This is a genomic window from Bacillus siamensis (assembly GCF_051628075.1).
GTDB lineage: Bacteria > Bacillota > Bacilli > Bacillales > Bacillaceae > Bacillus > Bacillus siamensis.
On the sequence record NZ_CP155579.1, the window covers coordinates 1,222,982 to 1,246,815 of the forward strand.

General features: G+C 46.9%; 30 protein-coding genes. 29 read left to right on the top strand and 1 reads right to left on the bottom strand.

The window, feature by feature from the left end; genetic code table 11:
• Positions 1-21: 21 nt before the first annotated feature.
• The 29 genes from ABDB98_RS06495 (at position 22) to ABDB98_RS06635 (ending at position 23,647) form a co-directional block, all read left to right on the top strand.
• The gene (locus ABDB98_RS06495) at positions 22-819 is read left to right on the top strand and encodes a terminase small subunit (RefSeq protein WP_438421695.1); all 798 of its coding nucleotides are present in this window, start codon (positions 22-24) and stop codon (positions 817-819) included.
• A complete protein-coding gene (locus tag ABDB98_RS06500) occupies positions 816-2,114 on the top strand; it encodes a PBSX family phage terminase large subunit (protein WP_060963014.1) in 1,299 nt (432 codons plus the stop codon). Before ABDB98_RS06495 ends, ABDB98_RS06500 begins: the two co-directional genes overlap by 4 nt.
• Positions 2,115-2,162: 48 nt before the next feature.
• Complete coding sequence (locus ABDB98_RS06505; RefSeq protein ID WP_156133002.1) at positions 2,163-3,554, top strand: phage portal protein; 1,392 nt, start codon at positions 2,163-2,165, stop codon at positions 3,552-3,554.
• Positions 3,555-3,573: 19 nt separating this feature from the next.
• The gene (locus ABDB98_RS06510) at positions 3,574-4,416 is read left to right on the top strand and encodes an XkdF-like putative serine protease domain-containing protein (RefSeq protein WP_438421696.1); all 843 of its coding nucleotides are present in this window, start codon (positions 3,574-3,576) and stop codon (positions 4,414-4,416) included.
• A gap of 25 nt (positions 4,417-4,441) precedes the next feature.
• A complete protein-coding gene (locus tag ABDB98_RS06515; RefSeq protein ID WP_007407274.1) occupies positions 4,442-5,377 on the top strand; it encodes a phage major capsid protein in 936 nt (311 codons plus the stop codon).
• Positions 5,378-5,393: 16 nt separating this feature from the next.
• Positions 5,394-5,777 carry a protein YqbG gene (gene yqbG, locus ABDB98_RS06520; protein WP_016936449.1) on the top strand — a complete coding sequence of 128 codons (384 nt, stop codon included), beginning with the start codon at positions 5,394-5,396 and terminating at the stop codon, positions 5,775-5,777.
• Positions 5,774-6,130, top strand: a complete 357-nt coding sequence (locus tag ABDB98_RS06525) for a DUF3599 family protein (protein WP_095318170.1) — start codon at positions 5,774-5,776, stop codon at positions 6,128-6,130. The genes yqbG and ABDB98_RS06525 overlap by 4 nt, the downstream gene beginning before the upstream one ends.
• Complete coding sequence (locus ABDB98_RS06530) at positions 6,127-6,624, top strand: HK97 gp10 family phage protein (protein ID WP_438421697.1); 498 nt, start codon at positions 6,127-6,129, stop codon at positions 6,622-6,624. Before ABDB98_RS06525 ends, ABDB98_RS06530 begins: the two co-directional genes overlap by 4 nt.
• A gap of 3 nt (positions 6,625-6,627) precedes the next feature.
• Positions 6,628-7,074 (top strand): hypothetical protein, encoded by a 447-nt coding sequence (locus ABDB98_RS06535; RefSeq protein WP_016936446.1) that lies wholly within the window; start codon positions 6,628-6,630, stop codon positions 7,072-7,074.
• Positions 7,071-7,280 (top strand): hypothetical protein, encoded by a 210-nt coding sequence (locus ABDB98_RS06540; protein WP_016936445.1) that lies wholly within the window; start codon positions 7,071-7,073, stop codon positions 7,278-7,280. Before ABDB98_RS06535 ends, ABDB98_RS06540 begins: the two co-directional genes overlap by 4 nt.
• Positions 7,280-8,677 carry a phage tail sheath family protein gene (locus ABDB98_RS06545; protein WP_438421698.1) on the top strand — a complete coding sequence of 466 codons (1,398 nt, stop codon included), beginning with the start codon at positions 7,280-7,282 and terminating at the stop codon, positions 8,675-8,677. Before ABDB98_RS06540 ends, ABDB98_RS06545 begins: the two co-directional genes overlap by 1 nt.
• Before the next feature lies 1 nt (position 8,678).
• Positions 8,679-9,122: a phage tail tube protein gene (locus ABDB98_RS06550; protein ID WP_003154837.1), complete on the top strand. Its 444-nt coding sequence runs from the start codon at positions 8,679-8,681 to the stop codon at positions 9,120-9,122.
• 75 nt (positions 9,123-9,197) lie between these two features.
• Positions 9,198-9,644 carry a phage tail assembly chaperone gene (locus tag ABDB98_RS06555; RefSeq protein ID WP_003154836.1) on the top strand — a complete coding sequence of 149 codons (447 nt, stop codon included), beginning with the start codon at positions 9,198-9,200 and terminating at the stop codon, positions 9,642-9,644.
• Between the two features lie 41 nt (positions 9,645-9,685).
• Positions 9,686-9,838, top strand: a complete 153-nt coding sequence (locus ABDB98_RS06560) for a hypothetical protein (RefSeq protein ID WP_015239684.1) — start codon at positions 9,686-9,688, stop codon at positions 9,836-9,838.
• Positions 9,826-14,709, top strand: a complete 4,884-nt coding sequence (locus ABDB98_RS06565; RefSeq protein ID WP_438421700.1) for a transglycosylase SLT domain-containing protein — start codon at positions 9,826-9,828, stop codon at positions 14,707-14,709. Before ABDB98_RS06560 ends, ABDB98_RS06565 begins: the two co-directional genes overlap by 13 nt.
• Positions 14,702-15,361 carry a LysM peptidoglycan-binding domain-containing protein gene (locus ABDB98_RS06570; protein ID WP_016936442.1) on the top strand — a complete coding sequence of 220 codons (660 nt, stop codon included), beginning with the start codon at positions 14,702-14,704 and terminating at the stop codon, positions 15,359-15,361. The genes ABDB98_RS06565 and ABDB98_RS06570 overlap by 8 nt, the downstream gene beginning before the upstream one ends.
• A 13-nt stretch (positions 15,362-15,374) precedes the next feature.
• Positions 15,375-16,352 carry an XkdQ/YqbQ family protein gene (locus tag ABDB98_RS06575; protein WP_016936441.1) on the top strand — a complete coding sequence of 326 codons (978 nt, stop codon included), beginning with the start codon at positions 15,375-15,377 and terminating at the stop codon, positions 16,350-16,352.
• Positions 16,352-16,618: a DUF2577 family protein gene (locus ABDB98_RS06580; RefSeq protein WP_016936440.1), complete on the top strand. Its 267-nt coding sequence runs from the start codon at positions 16,352-16,354 to the stop codon at positions 16,616-16,618. The genes ABDB98_RS06575 and ABDB98_RS06580 overlap by 1 nt, the downstream gene beginning before the upstream one ends.
• A 143-nt stretch (positions 16,619-16,761) precedes the next feature.
• On the top strand, positions 16,762-17,187 hold the full coding sequence (locus ABDB98_RS06585; RefSeq protein WP_438421701.1) for a DUF2634 domain-containing protein: 426 nt from the start codon (positions 16,762-16,764) through the stop codon (positions 17,185-17,187).
• Positions 17,180-18,226 (top strand): baseplate J/gp47 family protein, encoded by a 1,047-nt coding sequence (locus ABDB98_RS06590; RefSeq protein WP_438421702.1) that lies wholly within the window; start codon positions 17,180-17,182, stop codon positions 18,224-18,226. The genes ABDB98_RS06585 and ABDB98_RS06590 overlap by 8 nt, the downstream gene beginning before the upstream one ends.
• Positions 18,210-18,788 (top strand): YmfQ family protein, encoded by a 579-nt coding sequence (locus ABDB98_RS06595; protein ID WP_438421703.1) that lies wholly within the window; start codon positions 18,210-18,212, stop codon positions 18,786-18,788. The genes ABDB98_RS06590 and ABDB98_RS06595 overlap by 17 nt, the downstream gene beginning before the upstream one ends.
• A complete protein-coding gene (locus ABDB98_RS06600; RefSeq protein ID WP_016936435.1) occupies positions 18,785-19,057 on the top strand; it encodes a hypothetical protein in 273 nt (90 codons plus the stop codon). Before ABDB98_RS06595 ends, ABDB98_RS06600 begins: the two co-directional genes overlap by 4 nt.
• Positions 19,058-19,059: 2 nt before the next feature.
• Positions 19,060-20,793 carry a terminase gene (locus tag ABDB98_RS06605; RefSeq protein WP_438421706.1) on the top strand — a complete coding sequence of 578 codons (1,734 nt, stop codon included), beginning with the start codon at positions 19,060-19,062 and terminating at the stop codon, positions 20,791-20,793.
• Between the two features lie 20 nt (positions 20,794-20,813).
• A complete protein-coding gene (locus ABDB98_RS06610) occupies positions 20,814-21,146 on the top strand; it encodes an XkdW family protein (RefSeq protein WP_438421707.1) in 333 nt (110 codons plus the stop codon).
• Positions 21,146-21,310: an XkdX family protein gene (locus ABDB98_RS06615; protein ID WP_060963001.1), complete on the top strand. Its 165-nt coding sequence runs from the start codon at positions 21,146-21,148 to the stop codon at positions 21,308-21,310. Before ABDB98_RS06610 ends, ABDB98_RS06615 begins: the two co-directional genes overlap by 1 nt.
• Before the next feature lie 52 nt (positions 21,311-21,362).
• Positions 21,363-22,163: a phage-like element PBSX protein XepA gene (gene xepA / locus ABDB98_RS06620; RefSeq protein ID WP_438422122.1), complete on the top strand. Its 801-nt coding sequence runs from the start codon at positions 21,363-21,365 to the stop codon at positions 22,161-22,163.
• 51 nt (positions 22,164-22,214) lie between these two features.
• The gene (locus ABDB98_RS06625; protein ID WP_003154815.1) at positions 22,215-22,478 is read left to right on the top strand and encodes a hemolysin XhlA family protein; all 264 of its coding nucleotides are present in this window, start codon (positions 22,215-22,217) and stop codon (positions 22,476-22,478) included.
• Between the two features lie 13 nt (positions 22,479-22,491).
• Positions 22,492-22,755 carry a phage holin gene (locus tag ABDB98_RS06630; RefSeq protein ID WP_016936430.1) on the top strand — a complete coding sequence of 88 codons (264 nt, stop codon included), beginning with the start codon at positions 22,492-22,494 and terminating at the stop codon, positions 22,753-22,755.
• A 13-nt stretch (positions 22,756-22,768) separates the two neighbouring features.
• A complete protein-coding gene (locus ABDB98_RS06635) occupies positions 22,769-23,647 on the top strand; it encodes an N-acetylmuramoyl-L-alanine amidase (RefSeq protein WP_438421709.1) in 879 nt (292 codons plus the stop codon).
• A 36-nt stretch (positions 23,648-23,683) separates the two neighbouring features.
• Here ABDB98_RS06635 and ABDB98_RS06640 read toward each other — a convergent pair whose 3' ends face one another.
• On the bottom strand, positions 23,684-23,809 hold the full coding sequence (locus ABDB98_RS06640) for a hypothetical protein (protein ID WP_141228459.1): 126 nt from the start codon (positions 23,807-23,809) through the stop codon (positions 23,684-23,686).
• Positions 23,810-23,834: the final 25 nt, after the last annotated feature.

The following is a 23,834-nucleotide window of genomic DNA, read 5'->3' on the forward strand; positions in this document are numbered from 1 at the left end:
AGGTGGCGGTGATGCCGTAGCATGAAAAACGCAAAAAGAGAACAGGCATTTACAATCTATCAGTCTCATAAAGGCCGCATCACAAATCGCGCCCTTGCCGGCAAATCAGGCGTATCCGCAAGAACGATCGGCAGATGGAAAAAAGAAGGGCGCTGGGACGAGGCGCTCGATAATAACGCGGAAAGCGGCGGGAAAATCGCCCCGGCCGAAAGTGATGAGTTAAACGAACGGCAGCGGCTGTTTTGTCTTTATTATGTGAAAAGCTTTAACGCCACCCAATCTGCGATAAAAGCCGGGTATTCACCGGAAAGCGCGCATGTCACGGGAAGCAGGCTGTTAAAAAACGAAAAAGTCGCCAAAGAAATCAGCCGCATGAAAAAGGAAATGGTCAATAAAGTGTTTGTCGAAGCGATGGACGTTCTTCAAGTCTATGTGAAAATCGCTTTTGCCGACATTACCGATTATGTAACCTTCGGAAAAAAAGAGGTTCAGGCCTTCGGAAAATCAGGGCCGCTCTTTGACGAAAATGATAATCCGATTATGCAGGAGATCAGCTACGTTGATGTTAAAGATTCGAATCTGCTGGACGGAACAATCGTCACGGAGGCAAAACTCGGGAAAGAAGGCATTGCAATCAAGCTTGCCGACAAAATGAAGGCTCTTGAAAAGCTGTCTTTGTACTTTGACCTTTTCCCCGATCAATTTAAACAAAAAATCGAAAATGAAAAATTAAAGCTGGCGCAGCAGAAGCTGGAAAAATCAGAAGACAGCCAAAAGCCGATTGACATTGTCATTACGCGGAAAGAGGAACGGCCATGATTGAAAAAGCGGTCAACCCGCGCTTTGAAGATTATTTGTTCAATTGGAATGAAACGTACCAATTTCTCGTCGGAGGCTATGGGTCGTCAAAAAGCTATCATACCGCGCTGAAAATCATCTTGAAGCTGCTTCGTGAAAAGCGGACGGCGCTTGTGGTGCGGGAAGTTTTCGATACGCACAGAGATTCTACCTTTGCCTTGTTTGAGGACATTATCGAGGAGCTTGAGCTGGGACATGCCGTAAAGGCCGTATCTTCACCGATGCAGCTGAGATTTTCAAACGGAAGCCGGATTATGTTTAAGGGGATGGACAACCCCGCCAAATTGAAATCCATTCATCATATTTCTCTGATTTGGATTGAGGAATGCTCAGAAGTGAAATATGAAGGCTTTAAGGAGCTGATCGGCCGTCTGCGTCATCCCGAGCTTTCGCTTCATATGATATGCACTACAAATCCCGTCGGCACTTCCAATTGGACGTACCGGCATTTTTTTCGTGATGAGCAAAAAAAACGGTTCGTTTTGGATGATCAGATGCTGTATGAAAAAGGCACCGTCGTTAAGGGAGATACGTATTACCATCATTCCACAGCGTGCGACAATCTGTTTTTGCCGAAAAGCTATATTAAGCAGCTGGACAGCTTACGGCAATACGATCCCGATTTGTACCGGATCGCACGCAAAGGACAGTTTGGCGTGAACGGCATCCGTGTATTTCCGCAATTTCAGGTCCTGGAGCACAACGAAGTAACAGAGAGGATTGCCGCCATCAGGCGCCCTCTGTTTCGGACGGGCATGGATTTCGGTTTTGAAGAGTCATACAATGCGGTCATCCGGCTTGCCGTCGATCCCGACCAAAAAGAGCTTTATATTTTCTGGGAGTATTACAAAAACAAAATGACCGATGACCAGACAGCTGAAGAGCTTCAGGAATTGGCGGATCAAAAAGAGCTGATCAAAGCGGATTCGGCCGAGCCGAAAAGCATCCAATATTTCCGCAGGCAGGGCTTTTGCATGGTCGCGGCCAAAAAATTTCCCGGCTCAAGGCTCCAGTATACGAAAAAGCTGAAACGGTTCAGACACATCTATTGCTCAGACAGCTGTGAAAATACGATCCGCGAATTGCAGAACTTAACATATGCGAAAAACAAAAACGGCGCTCTGTCGGAAGATGAGTTTTCAATTGATCCCCACACACTTTCAGCCATTTGGTACGCGCTGGATGATTATGACGCGGCGGATTTGAAAGAGTCATCGCAAAAACGGATGCGTCCGAATCGGGAAAGGAGGAGGTAAACGTTGCCCAACAATCAAAACGTTAGAGCCACCGTCATTAAATCAAAAATGGCCGCGCCGCAGGCAAGGCAGATGCACGAAGATCAATTTGCCGATCTGTATGGAGAAGATATCATTTCACCGCCCTATAATCTGATCGAGCTGAAAACGATCGCTGAATATTCGACCATTCTTCAGCAGTGCATTGATGCATACCGGGTCAATATTACGGGTTTTGGATTCGATGTGGAATATACCTTTGACGTAAATAGTTCAGATTGCTCCCCGGGCAAAAAGGCGCGGGCCGAAAAAAATTGGATGAAGCTGGAGAGCTTTTACAAATGTCTTCATTTTGATGAATCGGCTGAGACGATCCTCGGATATGCGATTGAAGACCGTGAAAAAACAGGCAACGGTTTTCTCGAGGTGCTCCGGGACGGGCTGGGAAAACCGGCGGGGATTGAATATCTGGATGTAAAGCATATGCGGGTATGCGGTGTGACTGATCCTGTTGAGGTCACGTTTTCCTATGAAGAAAACGGCGCATCCAAAACGATTAAAAGGCAAAAACGGTTCCGTAAATATGTTCAGATGCTGAACGGACGGAAAGTGTTTTTCAAAGAATACGGCGATCCCCGCATGATGGACATGAGAACCGGCGAATACGTAAAAACCCTGCCTGAAAAGTTCAGGGCAAATGAAGCCGTTCACTTGAAAATCGGAAGCGGCACGTATGGTATTCCGCGCTGGGTCGGCAATATCGTCAACTTGTACGGCGCCCGGAAAGCGGAAGAACTGAATTTTATGTATTTCAAACAGGGCCGCCACGTGCCAGCCGCCATTACGGTTGAAAACGGCATGCTGTCTGAAGCATCGTACAAAGAGCTACACGATTATATGAATGACCTTGAAGGGGTGGAAAACGCCCACAAATTTCTGCTGATTGAGGCGGAAGGCATTGCGAAGGAAAAAGACCTTCACGGAGGCGAAGACATTACGCCTGTGTCTGTGGAAATTAAATCACTTGCGGAAATTCTGCAGGAGGATGCGCTGTTTCTTGAATATGACGACAAAAGCAGAAATAAACTCCGCTCCGCGTTTCGTCTCCCGCCGCTTTATACGGGCGAGGCGCAGGAATACAACAAAGCCACAGCCGATACGGCACGCAAAATCACGGAGGAGCAGGTGTTTCAGCCGGAGCGGAAAACGCTGATTAATAAGCTCAATACGTTATTTTTGCCTGAACTGGGGCTTCACGATGTACAGCTCACATTAAAAGGGCCTGATTTTCGCGATCCGCTTGAAATTGCGAAGGTGCTTACGCCATTTATCTCCGCCGGTGCCGTTTCTCCTAATGACCTCCGTGATCTGGCCGGAAGAGTGCTCGGCAAAACGCTTGAGGAATGGCCGGAAGAGTACTACAGCCGGCCGGTGCTCAAAGGGAAAAAAGAGCAATCCTGAAAGGGGGTGAAAACATCTCGTGCCGAGAGAATTAAGAAATGCTGTCATCAGTTTTGTGAGCTATGTCGATAAAGCGGCGAACCAAACGGAATTTTTTTTCACAAAAGCAGCCGGTCTTCCGTCATTTGAAAAAAAGGTGCAGGTGTTTACAAAAAGCGAACCGGATGAACAGAAGCTTGTCTACGGCATCGTTTACGAGCCGGATGTCCCGGATGCCCATGGCGATTATATGACGGCCGAAGAGATTGAAAAGGCCGCTCACGGTTTTTTGGCGGACGCCCGCAACATTGATACAAATCATAATTTTGAAGGCGGAACCGGCGAGGTGGTGGAGTCGTACGTCGCCCCGGATGACTTTGAAATCGGGAATGCTGTAATCCGGAAAGGATCTTGGGTTCTTGTCACCAAAGCCTCCGATGAAGTATGGGATCAGATTAAAGCAGGTGTCATTACAGGCTACAGCATGGCGGGAACCGCTGATGTTTACGAGGAGCCGGCAGAAAAGCAAGCCGGCTTAATCGGCGCGGTCAAGCAATTTCTCGATCGTGACCGCAAATCAAGATACCGCAAGGGAGAGGACTTGAACAAGATGAGAAAAGATGATGTAAGAGAATCGATTGAACACGCGCTGCACCCGCTCTTAAAGCGGCTTGACAATATGGAGCAAAATACGGAAGACAAAGACGGGGCGCCTGCACAGTCTGATGAAGAAAAGCTGAAAACGCTTGTCGAGGACATGCTGGCGCCGATTATTAAACGCATCGAAGCGCTTGAAAAAGCAAGAGGCGCTTCAAAGCAGCCGGAAGAAGAGACGGGCGGCCAAGAACCTGTTAAAAAATCCATTTGGAGCGGACTGCTTTAAGCCCAGTCAGAAGGAGGAACTGTTAGTGAGAAATCAAGATATCATCAGAAAGGCGGAAATGTCACTTTCCGCTTTAAAAAGCGGCGGTTTAATGAATCCCGCACAAGCTTCAGCATTTATCCGCATGGTGCAGAACACGCCGACCATTTTCAGCGAATCACGTGTGATTCAAATGGAAAACGACTCGCAGAAATTTGAAAAAATCGGTTTCGGCCAGCGTATTCTGCGTGCCGCTGAGGAAGGAAAAGCCTTAACGGACGATCAGCTGACCGTCCCGGCAACAAGTACGGTGCAGCTGAATACGAAAGAAGTCATTGCGGAAATTAACATCACCTATGACACGCTTGAAAACAACATTGAAAAAGACGGTCTGCAGCAGACGATCATGCAGATTTTAGCGGAGCGGGCGGCAGTCGATATTGAAGAGCTTGTCGTAAACGGCGATACATCTTCTTCTGATCCGTATTTGGCACAGCTTGACGGAATCCGTAAACAGACTGTGTCTCACGTCATCGACGGAAACGGGGAAGAACTGTCCAGAGCTACATTTAAAAAAGGTTTAAAAGCCATTCCGGCAAAATATTTACGCCTGCCTCAGGAATTCAGATTTTACACGTCTCAAGGCATGGAGATTGAATGGAAAGACCGTGTGGCTGACCGTCAGACCAACCTGGGGGATCTTGCGGTGCAGGGCGGTTTATCCTCAGCATTCGGCGTTCCGGTCAAAGGGGTTTCCAACCTGCAGCCGTACTCAGTCGGGGAAGGTGATTCCCAGTACGATGCGTCTGACATCATTTTGACTCATCCGAAAAATATCATTCTCGGTTTTTCACGGAATATCAGAATCGAAGTAGATAAAGATATCCGCAGCCGCAAATTTATTATCGTACTGACGGCTAAACTTGACAGCAAATTTGAAGAAGAAGATGCAAGCGCCAAAATCGTAAACGTTAAAGAATAAGCCGGGGGTGGCAGTTATGTTAATTCAGCCGTCTGACGTTGTCTCATATTCAGTTTATGATGAAGTCAAAAACAGGCCGGAGCCGCTGCTTATACAGGACATTCTGGAGGCGGAAGCGGAAGCGGCCAGAATGGCGGGGCACTCGTTCACTGATCCTGTTTACTCACCGCTTCCCGAGAAGGTTAAGCTTGCGTTATTAAAGCTTTCTCAATATTTTGCGCTGATCAATCAGAATGAAGCCGCCGCTTCCGCCTATCAATCTGAAAAGATAGGCGACTATTCCTATACAGTGTCGGGTGAAGGCGGAATCCGAAAACCGGCGGTATACCATCTGCTCTGTGAATATATCGCGCCGGGCTATTCCCCGGTTTCTATAAGCGCTAAGGTGAGACCGTTATGAGCTATGAACGGCTGCTCACTGACAGATGCGATATTTATCATGAGACGGTGTCAGTTCCGAAGGCCGGGCGCTTCGGCATTCCCGCTGAAAAGCTCCAGCCTGTTTTTACTTATCCGGACGTTCCCGACGCTGAAGAAGTGCCGTGCCTGTTTGTTGAAAAACAGCAGCGGCTTATTCAGCTTGCGCCTGATCATAAAGTATATCAGCGGTTTCTCGTTCATTTTCCGAAAGAGGCTGCAGTGCGTGTGAATGACAAAATCATTTGGGAAGGACAGGCGTATATTCTGGAAATGCCGAAGAAAGCAAGACAGCACCATTGGGAGGCCATTGCTGTGAGAGATGACAGACTATGAGCAAAATGAGCCTGGAAAAATGGAATCGGTCGCTGCAAAAGGCATCATCCGGAGAATTTGCCCGTCAGGCTGGCGGATGGCTGGAACAATCAGGAGAGGATTTTCTCGACCTGGTACGGGAGGAGCTTATGCATTCGGGAGGGATTGATACAGAAAACCTGCTGTCTTCCTTCCGAAAAGGAGCGCAGGATCATGTATGGATCATTGAAAACGGGGGTCTGATCCTTGAAATCGGCACCAATGTAGAGTATGCCTCATTCATAAATGACGGGCATTGGACCGTCTCAGATGAAAATGTCAGATGGGTGCCCGGGTATTTTCAAGGCTCCCGGTTCATCTATGATCCGTCAGCTTCAACCGGAATGGCGCTCAAAAAACAGTGGATCAGCGGGAATGGGTTTTGGGACAAAGCCCTTCTTATGTATGAAACCATCTTCGCCGGTTCGCTGGACAAGCGCTTCAATCAGTGGCTCAACACGTTAGGGGGGAGATAACGGATGAATCGCGAGACCGGTTCAATCGCCGCTTTTTTGTATCAGCAGTGCGGCGTGCCCGTATATGAAAATGAACTGCCTGAACAATTTCAGGTGCCGTCCCTTTACATCCCGCCCCCGTATGTTTTTGACGAGAATGACACAGTCTCCACCTTTAAGAAGACATACAGTCTGAATGTGAAGCTGTTTCATGCCGACTCGGTGCAGGCGCTCTCTGCAGCCGACCGGATTGCTGATGCGGTGAGAGAATCAAGACAGATCATTCCGCTGCTTACGGAATCAGGAGAGGATACGGGTGATTTCGTCCGCATCAGCCGTATCGAAACAAGAGTCGGAGACAAAGGCGAGGCAGTGATCACCATCCGCTGGACGAGCCGCTACTACTATCAGAAACAAACATCTCCCGCACTGCGGGATGTGGACATTAACAGCGGGGTGAAACAAAAGTGAAAGAACATAAAAAGAAAAACGCCGCAACGGCAGAAAGAGCCGTTCTTTTTGACACGGCGGATTTAACAAAGCACGCAAAGGAGCTTTTCGGCGTAAAACCTGAGATTCTCCAGGGGGCTTTATTCGGCGTGAAGCAGAAACAAATGACAAAAGCGCAAGCCCAGACTTACATTCAAGCATTTTTAACCAAGGAGGTCATGCAATAATGAACGGCGGAACATTTACGCAAGGAAAAGAAAAAGAACGTGCCGGGATCTATTTTAACTTTAAGACAACTGCCAAGGAGCGGGTCACAATCGGTGAACGGGGGATTGTCGCCCTTCCCGTCGCATCTAACTGGGGGGAAGCGAAAACATTCGTCTCTATTTCAAGCATTGAAGATTTGAATAAAAAAGTGGGGCTCAGCATTGAAGACCCGTCACTGATTCTGCTGCGCGAGGCGAAAAAGAAAGCAAAAACCGTTTTGATGTACCGTCTGACAGAGGGAATCAGAGCGAGCGCCGATCTTTCGCAAGGTGTAAAAGCAACCGCTTTGTACGGCGGTTCAAAAGGAAATGACATCATCATCCGCATCAGTGAGAACGTCCTTGACCAGACTGCTTTCGATGTGACCACATACATGGATGAAGCGGAAGTTGACAAACAAACGGTGAAAAAAGCCGAAGAATTAAAAGCAAACGGCTATGTCACATTCACGGGAACGGGCGAGCTGTCGGCTTCCATCCCGCTGACAGGCACTGACGAGGAGTCCGGAGAAACGTTAAATCCGCAGGCAGGCATCCGTCTTGCGGGAGGAACTGATAAAGCGCCGGTCAACTCAGACTATACGGATTTTTTAGCTGCGGCTGAAACGGAGAATTTCGATGTCATCGCTCTTCCTGTCGCGGATAACGATCAGCTGAAAGCGACATTTGCCGCATTCATTAAACGCCTTCGCGATGCACAGGGACAGAAAGTGCAAGGGGTGACTGCCCATTACAACGGAGATTATGAAGGCATTATCAATGTGACTGAGGGCGTCCTGCTTGAAGACGGAACCGAAATTAAAGCTGAAGATGCGACCGCGTGGGTGGCAGGCGCAAGTGCCGGCGCTGCATTTAATCAGTCCTTAACATTTGTTGAATACGAAGGCGCGGTCGATGTGCTGCATCGCCTGACTCATGATGAAGTGATCGAACGCCTTTCCAAAGGTGAATTCCTTTTCTCTTATGACGCCCGTGATAAGTCAGTCAGTGTTGAAAAAGATATCAACTCATTGGTGACATTTACGGCAGAGAAAAACAAAAAGTTTGCGAAAAATAAAATCGTCCGTGTGCTTGATGCGGTGAATAACGATTTGACACGTGAACTGAAAGCCTTAATTAAATCGAAAAAAGGCACCGGAAGCGATCTTCCAGCGACAAACGACGGCCTTCAATTCGTCAAAACGATGATTATTCAATATTTGACAACGCTTCAGGATGCAGGCGGCATCGCCAACTTTGATTCAGACAAAGACATTACAATCGGCCTTAATGAAGACCGCGACGGCTTTTTAATTGATCTCGCCGTGCAGCCTGTGGATGCAGCAGAAAAATTCTACTTTAATGTGGAGGTAAACTAAGATGGCATTAAAAGCGCAAAACACAATTTCAGGAAAAGAAGGCCGTTTATTTCTCGATGGAGAAGAGATGGCGCATATTAAAACCTTTGAAGCAAACGTAGAAAAAAACAAATCAGAAGTAAACATCATGGGACGCCGCATGACGGGGCATAAAACGACTGGCGCCAACGGAACGGGCACGGCGACGTTCTATAAAGTCACATCCAAATTCGCCGTGCTTATGATGGATTACGTGAAAAAAGGCAGCGACCCGTATTTTACGCTGCAAGCCGTTCTTGACGACAAATCATCAGGCCGCGGAACAGAACGCGTCACTCTGTATGACGTCAACTTTGATTCTGCAAAAATCGCCGGACTGGACGTAGACTCAGAGGCGCTTGAAGAAGAAGTGCCGTTTACCTTTGAAGATTTCGATGTGCCGGAAAAGCTTTCTGAAACGTTTTAATCAAAATCGGTATGAGTGAAACAGGCCTTGTACAGGCCTGTTTTTTATAAAAAAAAGAGTAAGGGAGTTTTCATCATGAGCGAAAAAAACGAACAAGTATATGATCTGTCATTCTTTATGCCGGGTAAAACAGTCGAGGCTGAGGAGATCCGCGTTCCGCTTTCAAAGCGTTTTGTCGATAAAAAAGGAAACATCGTGCCTTTTATTTTTAAAGCCATTACGACGGAACGCATTGATGAACTGGAAAAGGAAAGCACGACTTATAAAAATGTAAAAGGCAGAGGCCGCGTAAAAGACTTAGACAGCCAGCGTTTTTATGCGCGGATCGCCGTTGAATCTACGATTTACCCTGATTTCCGGTCTAAGGAGCTACGTGATGCCTACAAAACAGCAGATCCGGTCGAAGTCGCAAAACGTGTTCTTTCAGTCGGCGGCGAATATGCAAATTGGCTGAATAAAGCGATTGAGATCAATGGTTTTGAAGATGAATTAGAAGATCTGGAGCAAGAAGCAAAAAACTGATAAAAGATGGGAATAAGGAAGCCGTGTATCTTTATTACGCGATGCACGAGCTTCATTATTCTCCATCAGAACTGAAAGAGTTATATGAAGCACCGAGGCATTTTAAGGCGCTGCTGTACGGTTTAATCGGTTACAAGCTGGACATTCTTGAAAAACAAGCGAAGAAAGGGGGAGCGACATCATGGCAAAGCTGACCGCCCGTTTTGAATTGGAAGATCGGGTTTCAAAGAAAATAAGGAAAATCCAAAATGGTTTCAGAGCGCTTGAGAAATACAGGAAAATGACAAAACGCCAAAGTGAAATTGATATACGCAAAGAGAGTAAATCTGTTTTAAGAACAATTGACCGCATTCAGCGCTCTATGAAAAGAAAGCTGGGCGCACAAACGATCTCTATTTCAGCTGAAGACGGAGCCAGTGCCGTCATTCAAAAGGTGCAAGCCCAATTAGCGGGTCTGCCTGCGTCTTTAACCATTAAAATAGGAGCAAAAGACAGCGCGACAGCGGCATTTGAGAGATTGCGGAATCTGGCTGCGGGTTTCAAAGGATTTACCGTTTCACTGTATGCGTCAGACGAAGTGACTCCTGCCATGGAACGCATCAAACGCTACATGCAATCTGCGTTAAAAAACGGGTACTCCGTCACTATACGCGTCATAGATCATGTCATGAAAACAGTCGGCCGAATTTCAGCGGGCATTGATTCGCTGACGGGAAAAAACAATGTCATTCAATTATCGTTAAACGAAAAGGTGACAGCACAGCTGGCTGCAATGCAAAAGAATATGCCGGAATTCGGAAAAGCTTCTGCATCTGCTGCTCCTGCTTCGCCGAAAACCGATTTTTCAATGCTTGATTCCGTTGCAGACACCTTCATGAAAAAAGTCAATGACATCGCATCCAAGTTCTATCCGGAAACGATTATCGCGGAACTGGACAAATTTGCCGCAAACTTTATGAAAAAGGCAGACGAAATCGCAAGCAAATTCAGCCCGGCAACGATTTTAGCGGAGCTGGACAAGTTCACGACATCATTCATGGGAAAAGTGGACGAAATCGCAAGCAAATTCAGCCCGGCAACGATTTTAACCGAGCTGGACAAGTTCACGACATCATTCATGGGAAAAGTGGACGAAATCGCAAATAAATTCAGCCCGGCAACGATTTTAGCGGAGCTGGACAAGTTCACGACGTCATTCATGGGAAAAGTGGACAAAATCGCAAATAAATTCAGCCCGGCAACGATTTTAGCGGAGCTGGACAAGTTCACGACGTCATTCATGGGAAAAGTGGACGAAATCGCGAGCAAGTTCAGCCCGGCAACGATTTTAGCGGAGCTGGACAAGTTCACGACGTCATTCATGGGAAAAGTGGACGAAATCGCGAGCAAGTTCAGCCCGGCAACGATTTTAGCGGAGCTGGACAAGTTCACGACGTCATTCATGGGAAAAGTGGATGAAATCGCAAGCAAATTCAGCCCGGAGACAATTTTAGCAGAGCTGGATAAATTCGCTGATTCGTTTATGAAAAAGGTAGACGGAATCGTGAGCAAATTCAGTCCGGAAGCCATATTGAAAGAACTGGATAAATTCACTGATTCATTTATGAAAAAGATAGATGACGTTGTCAGCAAATTCAGTCCGGAAGCCATATTGAAAGAACTGGATCATTTTACTGATTCATTTATGAAGAAAGTCGACGACGTTGTCGGTAAATTCAGTCCTGATAAGCTAATCGACCGCGCCGAACAATTTGTAAATGACACGATCGACCGAATTTCTGAGAAATTCGATTTTCTCAATCCGGATAAGATTCTGGAAAAAGTGGAGCAGTTTACATCCTCACTGTTCGGAGGCATTGATAAAAAGTTCGGCAAGTTCAGTCCTGATGCGATCATCGAAAAAGCTGAGGCATTTGTTGATAAAATTGTCGGCAAGATTGCAAAGAAATTTGAGAAATTCAGCCCGGACAAAATCATCGAAAAAGCCGGGGAATTAATAGAAAAAATATTCTCAGGCATCGCCGAAAAATTAGGCAAACTCAATATCGGCGGATTATTAGGCGGCGGCACGAAAAAAGAAAAGAGTAAGGGCGGCCTTTCTGCCGGCGGCTCCAACGGCCCGAAGCGTCCTGATCTGACAAAGGGTTCACAGCGCACGGCAACAGCGCCAAAATCTTCAGGAAAGTCAGCCAAAAAAACCGGCGGGGCTTTTGGGGGCTGCTGCTGCTGTACCGGGGTGACAATGGGCAAAAGCAGTAAAGTCGAAGGGCGAAATAAATCTTCTAAAAAAGACTCCTCTGTAAAGGAAAGCAAACAGGCATCTGTAAATACGCCGAAAACAAAAGGGGCAGGTAAAGGAATCGGCGCATTTTTGAAAGACTTGGGAGGTTCAAAGGCGCTGAAAGGCGGTATGAAAGGGTTGAAAGGTGCCGCTAAAGGAATTCCAGGCATAGGTGAATTGTTGTCACTTACTGATTTGGCCGGCATCAATAAAGATAATGCAGGAGAAAAAGTCGGCTCGGCGGGAGGCGGTCTTGCCGGGGCAGCGGCCGGCGCGGCAATAGGCAGTGTTGTTCCCGGAGTGGGCACATTAATTGGCGGCGCGGTAGGCGGCATCGCCGGCAGTTTAGGCGGTTCCAGCTTAGGAGAGGCCTTTGATTCAGGGGCACTGAAAGACACGTGGAATGATATTTCCGAAGCGGCACAAAGTGCTTGGTCAACAATACAAGATACTTGGGGAAGCGTCTCGTCCTGGTTTATGGAAAATGTATGGACGCCGGTTTCAACGGCAGTAGTCGGAGTGGCGACAAGCATTTGGTCAAATATCGTGAATGCATGGACGACGATTCAAGGGATTTTCGGCACGGTGTCATCCTGGTTCATGGAGAATGTATGGACGCCGGTTTCAACGGCAGTAGTCGGAGTGGCGACAAGCATCTGGTCAAATATCGTGAATGCGTGGACGACGATTCAAGGTGTCTTCAGCACAGTTTCCAGCTGGTTTATGAGCACTGTCTGGGAGCCCGTAAAATCGGCTGTAGTCGGAGTAGCGACGTCCATTTGGAGTAAAATCACAGGAGCTTGGGATAAAATTAAATCTGTTTTCAGTACGGTATCCGGCTGGTTCATGGATACTGTCTGGAACCCGGTGAAAAACATGGTGGAGAAAGTCGGAAAAGGAATATCAGACGCTTTCACGACTGCTTTAGATACGGTAAAGGATATATGGAAAGGGTTAAGCGGCTGGTTTGAGAAAAATATAAAAGAACCTCTCGTAAAAGTGGGAACGGCCATATCAGATGCTTTTTCTGCTGCATTCGACTGGGTGAAAAAGATTTGGGATAAAACCGGCGGCAAAATGATTTCAGGCATAATGAACTTCGTCACAGGCGGCGGAGGAGATAAAAAGAAAAAACCGGACAAAAACGCCACAGGCGGCTACATTACAAAGCCGACCATTTCGTGGATCGGTGAAGCCGGTAAAGAATTTGTTATTCCCGTTGACAACAATCGCGGCCGCGGGAAGATGCTGCTTTCACAAGCTGCGTCTAAGCTTGGCATGCGTGTCGTCGACGATATGGGCGCGGCTTCGGCTCAGTCTTCCGCTGCACCGGCGGGAGCGGGCGGTGTTTCTTCTTCGGCGTCTGTATCGGCCGCTGCGTCTGTGGATGCTTCCGGATTTGCCGGGACGGCTTCATCACTCGGCAAACAGTTTACAGAAGGCTTTGACAGCGGGATCAGCAATAAAGCGGTGGATATGGACGGCTGGAAAGAGAAAAACATCGGTACGCCGTTTAACGCCCTCATTTCGTCTTCGCCTGATTACGGAAAGCAAGTCGTTGCGGGCTATGTGAAAGGTCAGAATACGTCACAGACGGGCACCGATTCGTTTTTAAAAACAAAGGTGAAAACACCTTATCAATCGGCGGTCAATCAATCGTCCTCGTGGGGAACCGCCACAGTTAAAGGATTTTCGGCCGGACAGAATGCAAAAGATACGGGAACCGCACAATACGTGAGCACACACATCAATAAACCGTTTGTGCAATCAAGAGATTCTGCGAACGGCTGGGGGTCAGGCCTGATCGGACACTTCGTATCAGGGATGACTGCGAAGGGAAGCGAAGTCAAACAGGCGGCCAAAGATTTGGCCAAAAAAGTCGAGGACGCATTCAGGGAAGAGCTTGATATTCACTCTCCTTCCCGTGTCATGATGAGTCTCGGACGCTTTGCTTCAGTCGGCGTCGTCAAAGGGCTCAGCTCAGTTGACGTGAAAAAATACGCCGAAAAACAGGCAGGCTCGCTTGCAGCGGCCTTTTCCGGCATGGGTGCAGCGGGAGGAAGCGTCAAAGAGTGGCTATTAGCCGCAATGAAAGCGACCAATACTCCGATCAGCTGGCTTCCCGGATTAATGACGATCGCACAGAATGAATCAGGCGGCAACCCTAATTCCATTAACTTATGGGACAGCAATGCCAAAGCCGGACACCCGTCACAGGGCTTAATGCAGACAATTCCGAGCACCTTTGAATCGCACAAAGCGCCGGGAATGAATGATATCAGAAACCCAATCCACAACGCCGCTGCCGCTATCGGCTATATTAAAAGCAGATACGGCTCGATCAACAATGTGCCGGGGATTAAGAGTATGGCGCGCGGCGGCCCATACGTCGGTTATGCCAACGGGGGTCTGATTACGAAGGAACAGATCGCCCGTGTCGGCGAAGGGAACAAACGGGAGTGGATCATCCCTGAAGAACGGGGCATCCGCGGCCGTTATCTGCTTCAAAAAGCGGCTCAAGCGCTCGGCATGGAAGTGTCCGATCCGTCCCAGACGGAACCGGCGGCACTTTCAGCCGGCACGGTATCCGCAGCTGTTAAAGGCGGCGGACAAACCGTTCAAAAAACGGGAACAAAAGAAATTAAAATCGAATTCAGCGGCGATCAGCATTTCCATAACGGACAGGACGCCGACAGCCTCGCCGCCAAAATCAAACAGGCGCTGATTGATGAACTGCAAAAAGACATTTATACCGGAGCAAAGGGGGCTGTTGCTTTTGACTAAATCTGTTTACGAATTTTGGCTGTCACAGGGGAAGGACAAGCTTCGGCTTCCCGTTCTCCCTGAAGCGATTGATATTGCAAACAGCGTGCAGAATGATTCCGTGAAAGTCACGGGTCTTGGAGAGGTGACGTTTATTGAAGAACCGGGAGCGAAAGAAATTTCGTTCTCTTCTTTTTTTCCGAAACGATACACCCCGATTGCCGAATATCAAAGCATTCCTTCACCGGAAAAAGCCATTTCAGCCATTGAAACATGGATGAAAGCGAAAAAACCCGTTCAGTTTTTAATTACAGGGACAAAAATCAATGTCACATGCAGTATTGAAAGTTTCAATTACAGCGAAGGTGACAATGAAATCGGCGACCGGAATTTTGATATCGTGCTGAAAGAATATAAAACCGCTTCGCCAAGAAAAATCAAACAAAAGAAAAAAACGAAAGCGAAGCGCCCATCCAAAGCTTCACCCAAAACATATACCGTCAAAAAAGGGGATACGCTTTGGGACATCGCCGGCAAGTTTTACGGAAACCACACGGAGTGGCGGAAAATCTGGAACGCGAATAAAACCGCCATGATTAAGCGCAGCAAACGGAATATCCGGCAGCCGGGGCATTGGATCTTCCCGGGGCAGAAGCTGAAGATACCGCAATGAAACGGGTGAGAAGATGATTGAACTATTTGTCATAAAAGAAACGGAGTGGCTTGAGCTTGTCACAGAAAGCGTAACGCTGGAAGGACACAGATATCAGGCGCCCCGCTCCATCGAAGCGACAATTGTCGTAAAGCAGGGCAGCCAGACGTATTACGGCGTATCAGAAGGGGATACGGTTTTGTTCAAATGGAACGGAAAAGAGCTGTTCCGCGGCATTGTCTTTGCAAGAACGCCGGATGAGCATACCGTCGCCTTCACCGCATACGATATGCTCCAATACCTTGTGAAAAACCAGGACGTTTATGTGTTTTCCAACAAGCGCGCCGATCAAATATTAAAAAGGATCGCCAGCGATTTTCAAATTCCCGTGACATCCATTGCCAACACAGGGCATACCATTAAATCACTCGTTTTCAAAAATGATACAAGCCTTTACGATATGATGTTAAAAGCGTTAAAACAGACAAAAAGCCAGACGGGCCGCAATTATCAGCTCTATTCAGAAAAAGGCAGACTCGGCTTGCGTGAATGGCCGGACCCGTCTGACATTTGGGTGCTGGAAACAGGAGTTAATATTACAGGGTATCAATACAGCACCTCCATTGATGATACCGCAACCCGTGTCGTCATGCGGCTGCAAAAAGACGATAAAACCGTGAAAGCTTCCGCGTCAGACAGCGCGGGCATGAAAACATTCGGCGTTTTACAGTATACCGAAACGGTTTCTGACGACATTAACGAAGCCCAGCTGAAACAGCGCGCAAAAGTGAAGCAGGCTGAGAAAAAAGGCGTTAAGAAAGAGCTGAAAAATATACAGGCGATCGGTATTCCGGGGTTGGAAAGCGGATTGCCGGTCTATATCTCAATTCCGGAAATCGGACTGAAGAAAACCTATTATGTAGATACGGACCGCCATGAATTCCAAGGAACAAAGCATACCATGACGATTGATGTCACGGAGAAAAATTCACTTCCGGAGGGGACATCCTGATGAGATTAAGCGATGCCATTAAACATTTAGCCGTCGGGGCGGTAGACGCCGAAGCGCCGGTGGAGCTGATGACGGCCGAAGTGACCTCGGTTTCGCCGCTGGAGCTGAAGCTGAAAGATCACGACAAACTTTTGATTCCGTCTGATGCACTCATTGTGCCGAAGCGGCTGAAATCCGGGGGAGATGATCAGCTTCAGGCAGGAGACCGGGTGATGACCGCCGCATTAACAGGAGGACAGTCCTTTTTTGTGCTGGATAAAATCTAACCGCATTCGATGAATGCCGGGAGTGTGACTTTGAAAATTCATCCGTCTGGACAGAAATGGATTAAAGATATCAGCCTGTTAAAGCCGCTTCTTTTTCTGAAGAGGGCTTTTTTACATGAATAAATCAAAAAGGAGCGGGTGCAATGGCCCTGACACCGGAAATCGAATTTGAAGATTTGGAGGATGTGAGTGAGGCCATTGAAACTTCACAAACCTACCGAATTGATTTTGAAAACAACCGGATTACCAATGAACTGATAAACGGACTGGACGCCATCAGACAATTCGTCTATATCGCTCTTCACACAGAACGGTATTCATATTCGGTTTTCAGCCATGATATCGGGAATGAACTGCAGGAAGTGCTTTCTGATCAGAATACGACGGATGCTTATAAAAAAATGGAGATTCCAAGACTGATAGAAGAAGCCTTGCTGTATGATGACCGGATTTTGGCTGTTGCCAATTTTGAGATTGAGAAAAAAGATGATGCCTTCATCGTCTCTTTTACCGTTGAAGCGGATGAGGGCATGCTTGAGATAGAGGAGGTGCTGGGAGAGGATGTTTGAAGCTCAGACGTTTGACGGCATTATGGACAGAATGCTGGCGCGCATTACGGCGGATATTGATACGAGAGAAGGAAGCGTCATTTACAATGCGCTCGCGCCTGCGGCCGCTGAGCTCGCAAAGTCTTATATTTGGCTTGATACCGTGCTGGAGCTTGTTTTTTCCGATACGGCTCAAGGAGAATTTCTGGACAGGCGGGCTGCCGAAGCGGGAATTGAACGAACACCTGCCACAAAAGCGGTCAGAGCCGGAGAATTCACAGCGGGCATCACCATTCCGACAGGCTCCCGTTTTTTCGTCGATAACCTGTATTTTCAATATACGGAGGATGGAACGCTCGAATGTGAAACGGCCGGAGAAGCGGGGAATGCCGGCATTACAGGTCAAAATCTGCTGCCGCTTGATACGATTCCCGGGCTTGAGAAAGCGGTCATGCGCGATATATTAATTCCCGGCCGTGAGGAAGAAGATGACAGCAGCTTAAGGACGCGATATTTTACCCGTGTCCGCCGGGAGGCAGTCAGCGCAAATAAACAGCATTATAAACAGTGGGCTGAAGAAGTGGACGGTGTCGGCAGAGCGAAAATCTTCCCGCTTTGGAACGGAGACGGAACGGTGAAAGTGGTCATTACAAATGCGAATTTGGAACCGGCATCAGATATTCTGATCAAGAAAGTAAAGGATTATATTGATCCGGATGAAGGACAGGGAGAAGGCCAGGCGCCGATCGGAGCGGCAGTAACAGTGGAAAGCGCGGTATGGAAAGAGATCGAAATCTCCGCTTCCGTGCTGCCCGAGCTGAACAGCTCGATAGATGATGTAAAAGCGGAGATTGAAAAAGGCATCCTGAATTTATTTAAGAAAATGGCCTTCGAAGAAAACACCGTCCGCTTATCACAAATTAACAACATCGTTTATAACGCGGCATCCGTCAGTGACTACGCAGATATCAAAATGAACGGTGCGGCGGAAAATCTTGTGCTCAGTGATGTGGAAATTCCTAAACTCAAAGGGGTGACAATCCTTGAGCAGACTCGATGAGATGACGGCATACCTCCCGCCGTTTTTAACTCAATTAAAAGAGATGGCGGAAATTCTTGAGGCGGAAGCTCCCGAATTTGAGCGGCAGAATAACGATATTTTCGATTTGACAGACCAGCTTTTTATTACGACGGCGACGTGGGGGCTTGACCGCTGGGAAAAAATATTAAAAATACCGCGGGAGTCAGGTGACACGGAAGACATGAGACGGCTCAGGCTGATCTCGAAGATGTCGAATATTCCGCCCATCACCCATCAAGCGATTGAGCAGGCGTTAAACCGTTTTTTAAAACATCCGTCAGCTTACGTTCGGATGTTTCCGGGGGAATATCGTTTTTATGCCGATATGGAGCTTGATGACCTGCAGCACATGAACGAGCTGATTGAAACGCTTGAAAAAATCAAACCCGCTCATTTGGCGTATACACTGAGAGCTGCATTAAACGAAACACTGGAAATCAAAGACCGGGTCATTCTCAACAATCGACGATACCGAAAAGTCAGTGAACTGAAGGTCGGTTATTCCGTCACACTCAACAATAACGAGGTGGTCTTACCATGATATCAGCCGCTTACAGACAGCGTGCCGCAGCCGATTTGAAAAACAGGATCACAAAAGTGCTGTTAAACGGCAAAGAAACACCGATTGCGGACATTTCTGTAAAAGATGCCGCAGTCACCGTTCTCACACGCAGGGAAGAAGACATTAAACATATTGAAACCGTGCAGATGCTTGACGAAACAGGGAGCATCATCACAGAACGAAAAACAAATCTGGACCTCAGCAATAACAGAACGCTTGATTTAAGATTTACTTTTGAGGTGGTGTAACGATGGCTTACGAAGAAAAAACAGACTGGCTCCCAGACGATCCGATTAACGAAGATGACGTCAACCGCTGGGAAAAAGGCATAAAAGACGCACACACGGATCTGGCGGTCCATAAAAATGACATGAACAACCCGCACAAAACGACAAAGGCGCAAATCGGCCTCGGAAACGTGGACAACGTCCAGCAGGCAGCAAAAAAAGATTTCGACCAGCACAATCAAGATCAGAACCGGCATGTGACGATAGCTGATAAGGATAAATGGAATGCAGGACAGCTGTTTAAAATCACCGCTGATAATGGCACTCAAAAAATCAATTTAACTTCCGGCTCGTTTTATGACTCGTTAAAAGACGTTGGGTCTGTAACTTTTTACGGAACCAATGCAGTAACAGACAACCCATCAGATACAAGCTTACGCGGCATGCAATTAGTGGGGCAGCCGGGAATAGGTAATGGTTATGCCGTAGACGTGAAGGGTAACGCATGGTGGTTTTACTATAACTCTAATCAAACAGCAATCAATTGGTATCCTATAGAGTCTACAACTGATGTGCAATCAAAGATAGATGCCCATGCTAATAAAACAGATATTCACGTAACAAAATCCGATAAGGACAAATGGAATAATGCACAGTTATATAAATTAACTGATGCCCAAGGCTTCCGAACTAAGATCCCCGATGGTACTGACTTATTAACATTGCCCACTGGCCTCTATTTTGCAGTAGGAAATGTGGTAACAAATAATCCTGTTGCAGGAGATGCGTCTTGGTATAACTATGATGTTATTGAAACAGGCAATGGAGGCCGAAAAACTATATTAGCATCCAAAAGTTATGACGGAACCTTTTGGATGGCAACCATTCATACAGACGGCTTGTTTAAAGGATGGAATAAGATTGAGACTGAAACGGAATCCCAGAAAAAAGCAGACAAAGCTCTTTTTGACGCGAAATCCTTTGTTCAAGAAAATTATTCAAATGATAAGCTCACTATTATTACTGGATCAAACGCGATAACTGATGCAAGAACAGGTGGCGATGAATATCCTAAGGGAATTACGATGATGGATATAGGGCAAGGGAACACCACCGGTTATCCGCTTACCTATGGAGTAGTAAAAAACGAGAGATATTCCGACTATAGATTCGCACAATATTTTTATGGGACGGGTAATGAATCCGGTACTTATTTCAATAGTACGGGGGTATGGTTACGACATTGGTGGAGTGGTTCAGGATGGACAAGGTGGAGTAAAATTTCAGGGTTTGCCCATGCTAACATTGGAACGACTGGTGTTCAATATTTAGACAGCACTGATCATACGAAAATTAAATTTAACAGAAAAATAAAGGACAGCCACAATGCGTTTGATATAAATAATAATAGGTTTATAGCCCCGAATGATGGTATGTATATGGTTGGAACCGGACTTTATATGATTAATTATCCGTCATATATTAACTTTCTTGTGAAGGTATATTTAAATGGGACGCATTATAAAAACCTGGATCATCTAAGGGGGTACTTCAACAATAGTTCAACAGAAATGTATGTATCTTTAAATGGCAATGCAACAGTCCCGATGAATAAAGGTGATTACTTAGAGATTTATTGTTATTGCAACTATGGAGGAGATATGTCTCTGAAAAGAGGTGTAGCTGATCAAAAAGGGATGTTTAATTTTTTTGATATACAGGAAATCGGAGGACTGAACTATCCGAGAGTAGACTAACGCAACTCAGGGAGGAAATAATGAATATAGGGAAAGCAATTCTATATCAATATCCAAAATCAGATCCTACTAAAGACTTCATTGTTCAAAATGACGGGAACGGCACTTCATCATATATAGCTCAATGGAACCTCAACGCTCCCATACCTACTAAAGAACAGCTTGAGGCGTGGTGGGAGGAACTGCAAAAAAATCCGTCATATGAGCCGCCTGATCAAATAGAAATGCTTGCACAGGAGCTGTCAAAGGAAAAACTTGCGCGCAAGCAGCTGGAAGAGCTGAACGGAAAGCTCGGAAATGCACTGTCAGACGTTAAGCTTACACTTTTATCATTGAAAGGAGAAAATGCATAATGAATTTTTGGGTGCTGGCGCTTCATTATCAGTGGGCGACGACAGATATGGTTAAACAAGCTTTGCGTTATAAAGACTGTTCGATAGAAGATCTGCAAGAAGGGGTTCGTCAGTCTCTGATATCGTCCGATCAATATGAGGAGATCACAGGTAAAGCCATGTAAGGCTTTTTTTATTTTGGTTTTTTTTGAAATAAACGGAAAAAGGAGGATGATGATCGTGAAATATCAATATGAGTTTCCGGCAGACCGGAGCGGAAAAGCAGGTGCTGTAAAGCCTTACAGAGGAGAAAAAACAGATTTTGTAACACCTGTATCCCATTTATCGGGCGTGGCCGAGCTGTTAACTAACTCGGTTCTGAAAGCGACAGAGGTCTACAATCAATACGGACAGGATCGCCTTGGTGCAGTGCTTATTTCTAAAGTAAAAGGATTTGCCTATGCTGATCGCGGAGGCACGCTGTTTATTGAAGAAAGTGACAATAACTTTTCATGGTCAACCACTGCAGCAATTGAGGTTGCTCCGGGTGAGCTTTCTGCGTCTGAATGGGTGTATCTTACTAAAAGGTATTATCGTTTCCGATATGTGAACGGGAATTTGCAGCAATCTGAATTTGTCCTTTATCAATCACTTGGTGCGGGAGAAATCGATATTCAATTGCAAAAAACAAAGCCCTTACCTGTAGACATTAATCAAAGCCAGAGCGACTTTGTTTTTCATCATCAGACCGAAAGCGCCGCCGAAGGAGCTGTTTTTTCTGTAAATAAGGAGAAAAAACTTCTCGTCGAAATCACCGGCACGGCTGAGTCGGGCCATGTCGCTTTTTGGGGAAGGTCTATCTCGGGGAAAAATGTGCCGATCAGGGGAATCAGATCTGACGACGGAACCTCAGCCGCCGGCACGTCAGGCACAGAAGAAGTGTGGTTAGTTGATATTGCCGGCTTTAAAGAAATCGTCATGGAAATCAAGAGCATTTCCGGCGGCAGCCTGTCTGTCAAAGGCACGGCATTTTCTTAAGAATGAAGCTTCCGAAGGGAGGTGAGAACAATGTAAGAGGGGGGAGCGGAAGTGCTTCTGGATGAACAAGCGGTGCAAAAAGAATTCGCAGGCATCAAAGGTGAACAAAAGGTGCTTGAACAGCGGGTGGCCGCATTAGAGCGGGTATCCGACCGGCAGGATCAGCAAATCATGACGCTGAATGAAAAACTGAACAAAATTGACGAAAACACAACATGGATTAAGCGGACCATTACAGGAGCGATCGTGACAGCAATCTGCACGGGCGTCATTGGCGGAGCCATCGCCATCATGTACAATCTGCTGCAAAAGTAAGGGGGAAACCGATATGAAATTCGCGGACAAAGGCACGGTCGTCAGGACGGTGCTTCTTTTGCTTGCTTTATTAAACCAGACTTTGCTGATGTTCGGCAAATCGCCGCTTGATATTCAGGAGGACCAGGTCAGCCAGCTTGCAGATACACTGTATGCCGCCGGGTCGGCCGTTTTTACGATCGTAACGACAGCCGCAGCCTGGTTTAAAAACAATTACGTCACAGCAAAAGGGAAAAAACAGCAGGCTTTATTAAAAATAAACAATTTATCGAAATAGGAGAGATGAGAACATGGTGAAAATCACACAGGATTTTATCCCGGCAGGAAACAATAACCGCCCCGGCTATGCAATGACACCGATTTACATTACGGTGCACAATACGGCCAATACCGCAGCCGGCGCTAACGCCAAAAGTCACGCAAACTATGTGAAAAACCCCGATACGCCGACAAGCTGGCATTTCACAGTCGATGATACAGAAATTTATCAGCATCTTCCGCTCAACGAAAGCGGCTGGCATGCCGGAGACGGAAACGGGGACGGCAACCGCAAATCTATCGGTATTGAAATTTGTGAAAACGCCGACGGCAACTTTTCAAAGGCCGTGGCAAACGCCCAATGGCTCATCCGCACATTAATGACGTCGCACGGCATCCCGCTTTCAAATGTCGTTGCGCACAAACATTGGTCAGGAAAGCTTTGTCCGAGAAGACTGTTGGATACATGGGACGAGTTTAAAGCGGGAATCGGTTCTGAGGAAAGACAGACGTATACTGTTCAAAAAGGAGATACGCTGTCGGCCATCGCGCGAAAATTCGGCGTCAGTGTGGCTGATCTGCAGAAATGGAATAACATCGCAGACCCGAACCTGATTAAAGTCGGACAAGTGCTGTTTGTCAGCGCGCCGGCTGAAGCACTGTATCCTCTTCCTGATGAGGTGATTCAGCTGACAGAGCCGTACACGTCCGGTGAAAAAGTATACCAGGTGCAAAACGCGCTCGCCGCGCTTTATTTTTACCCTGAAAAAGGAGCTGTCAATAACGGCATTGACGGCATCTACGGACCGAAAACCGCAAATGCCGTGGCCCGATTCCAATCGGTAAACGGACTGCCGTCTGACGGCATCTACGGTCCCGCTGTAAAAGCGAAAATTCTGATGCAGCTTTAAAAAATAAAAGGCTGGGTCCCGATCACATTACGGGATTCAGCCTTTCTTCTTTTTTAATCGGTTCAATAGCCCGAGACTCCTCGCCCGCATCCTCAGCGAATAAGCGGAAAGCCCGAACCGTCCGTAATCCACAAACTTTACGCGCCTTACAATTTTCTTCACATCATCACCTGTCGCATCTCTTTGT

Excerpts from the sequence above, each read along its gene's own strand:
- ABDB98_RS06495 (WP_438421695.1), top strand. The coding sequence starts at position 22 with ATGAAAAACGCAAAAAGAGAACAGGCATTTACAATCTATCAGTCTCAT.
- ABDB98_RS06500 (WP_060963014.1), top strand. The coding sequence starts at position 816 with ATGATTGAAAAAGCGGTCAACCCGCGCTTTGAAGATTATTTGTTCAAT.
- ABDB98_RS06505 (WP_156133002.1), top strand. The coding sequence starts at position 2,163 with ATGGCCGCGCCGCAGGCAAGGCAGATGCACGAAGATCAATTTGCCGAT.
- yqbG (WP_016936449.1), top strand. The coding sequence starts at position 5,394 with ATGTTAATTCAGCCGTCTGACGTTGTCTCATATTCAGTTTATGATGAA.
- ABDB98_RS06525 (WP_095318170.1), top strand. The coding sequence starts at position 5,774 with ATGAGCTATGAACGGCTGCTCACTGACAGATGCGATATTTATCATGAG.
- ABDB98_RS06530 (WP_438421697.1), top strand. The coding sequence starts at position 6,127 with ATGAGCAAAATGAGCCTGGAAAAATGGAATCGGTCGCTGCAAAAGGCA.
- ABDB98_RS06535 (WP_016936446.1), top strand. The coding sequence starts at position 6,628 with ATGAATCGCGAGACCGGTTCAATCGCCGCTTTTTTGTATCAGCAGTGC.
- ABDB98_RS06545 (WP_438421698.1), top strand. The coding sequence starts at position 7,280 with ATGAACGGCGGAACATTTACGCAAGGAAAAGAAAAAGAACGTGCCGGG.
- ABDB98_RS06550 (WP_003154837.1), top strand. The coding sequence starts at position 8,679 with ATGGCATTAAAAGCGCAAAACACAATTTCAGGAAAAGAAGGCCGTTTA.
- ABDB98_RS06555 (WP_003154836.1), top strand. The coding sequence starts at position 9,198 with ATGAGCGAAAAAAACGAACAAGTATATGATCTGTCATTCTTTATGCCG.
- ABDB98_RS06560 (WP_015239684.1), top strand. The coding sequence starts at position 9,686 with ATGCACGAGCTTCATTATTCTCCATCAGAACTGAAAGAGTTATATGAA.
- ABDB98_RS06565 (WP_438421700.1), top strand. The coding sequence starts at position 9,826 with ATGGCAAAGCTGACCGCCCGTTTTGAATTGGAAGATCGGGTTTCAAAG.
- ABDB98_RS06575 (WP_016936441.1), top strand. The coding sequence starts at position 15,375 with ATGATTGAACTATTTGTCATAAAAGAAACGGAGTGGCTTGAGCTTGTC.
- ABDB98_RS06580 (WP_016936440.1), top strand. The coding sequence starts at position 16,352 with ATGAGATTAAGCGATGCCATTAAACATTTAGCCGTCGGGGCGGTAGAC.
- ABDB98_RS06585 (WP_438421701.1), top strand. The coding sequence starts at position 16,762 with ATGGCCCTGACACCGGAAATCGAATTTGAAGATTTGGAGGATGTGAGT.
- ABDB98_RS06590 (WP_438421702.1), top strand. The coding sequence starts at position 17,180 with ATGTTTGAAGCTCAGACGTTTGACGGCATTATGGACAGAATGCTGGCG.
- ABDB98_RS06600 (WP_016936435.1), top strand. The coding sequence starts at position 18,785 with ATGATATCAGCCGCTTACAGACAGCGTGCCGCAGCCGATTTGAAAAAC.
- ABDB98_RS06605 (WP_438421706.1), top strand. The coding sequence starts at position 19,060 with ATGGCTTACGAAGAAAAAACAGACTGGCTCCCAGACGATCCGATTAAC.
- ABDB98_RS06610 (WP_438421707.1), top strand. The coding sequence starts at position 20,814 with ATGAATATAGGGAAAGCAATTCTATATCAATATCCAAAATCAGATCCT.
- ABDB98_RS06615 (WP_060963001.1), top strand. The coding sequence starts at position 21,146 with ATGAATTTTTGGGTGCTGGCGCTTCATTATCAGTGGGCGACGACAGAT.
- ABDB98_RS06630 (WP_016936430.1), top strand. The coding sequence starts at position 22,492 with ATGAAATTCGCGGACAAAGGCACGGTCGTCAGGACGGTGCTTCTTTTG.
- ABDB98_RS06635 (WP_438421709.1), top strand. The coding sequence starts at position 22,769 with ATGGTGAAAATCACACAGGATTTTATCCCGGCAGGAAACAATAACCGC.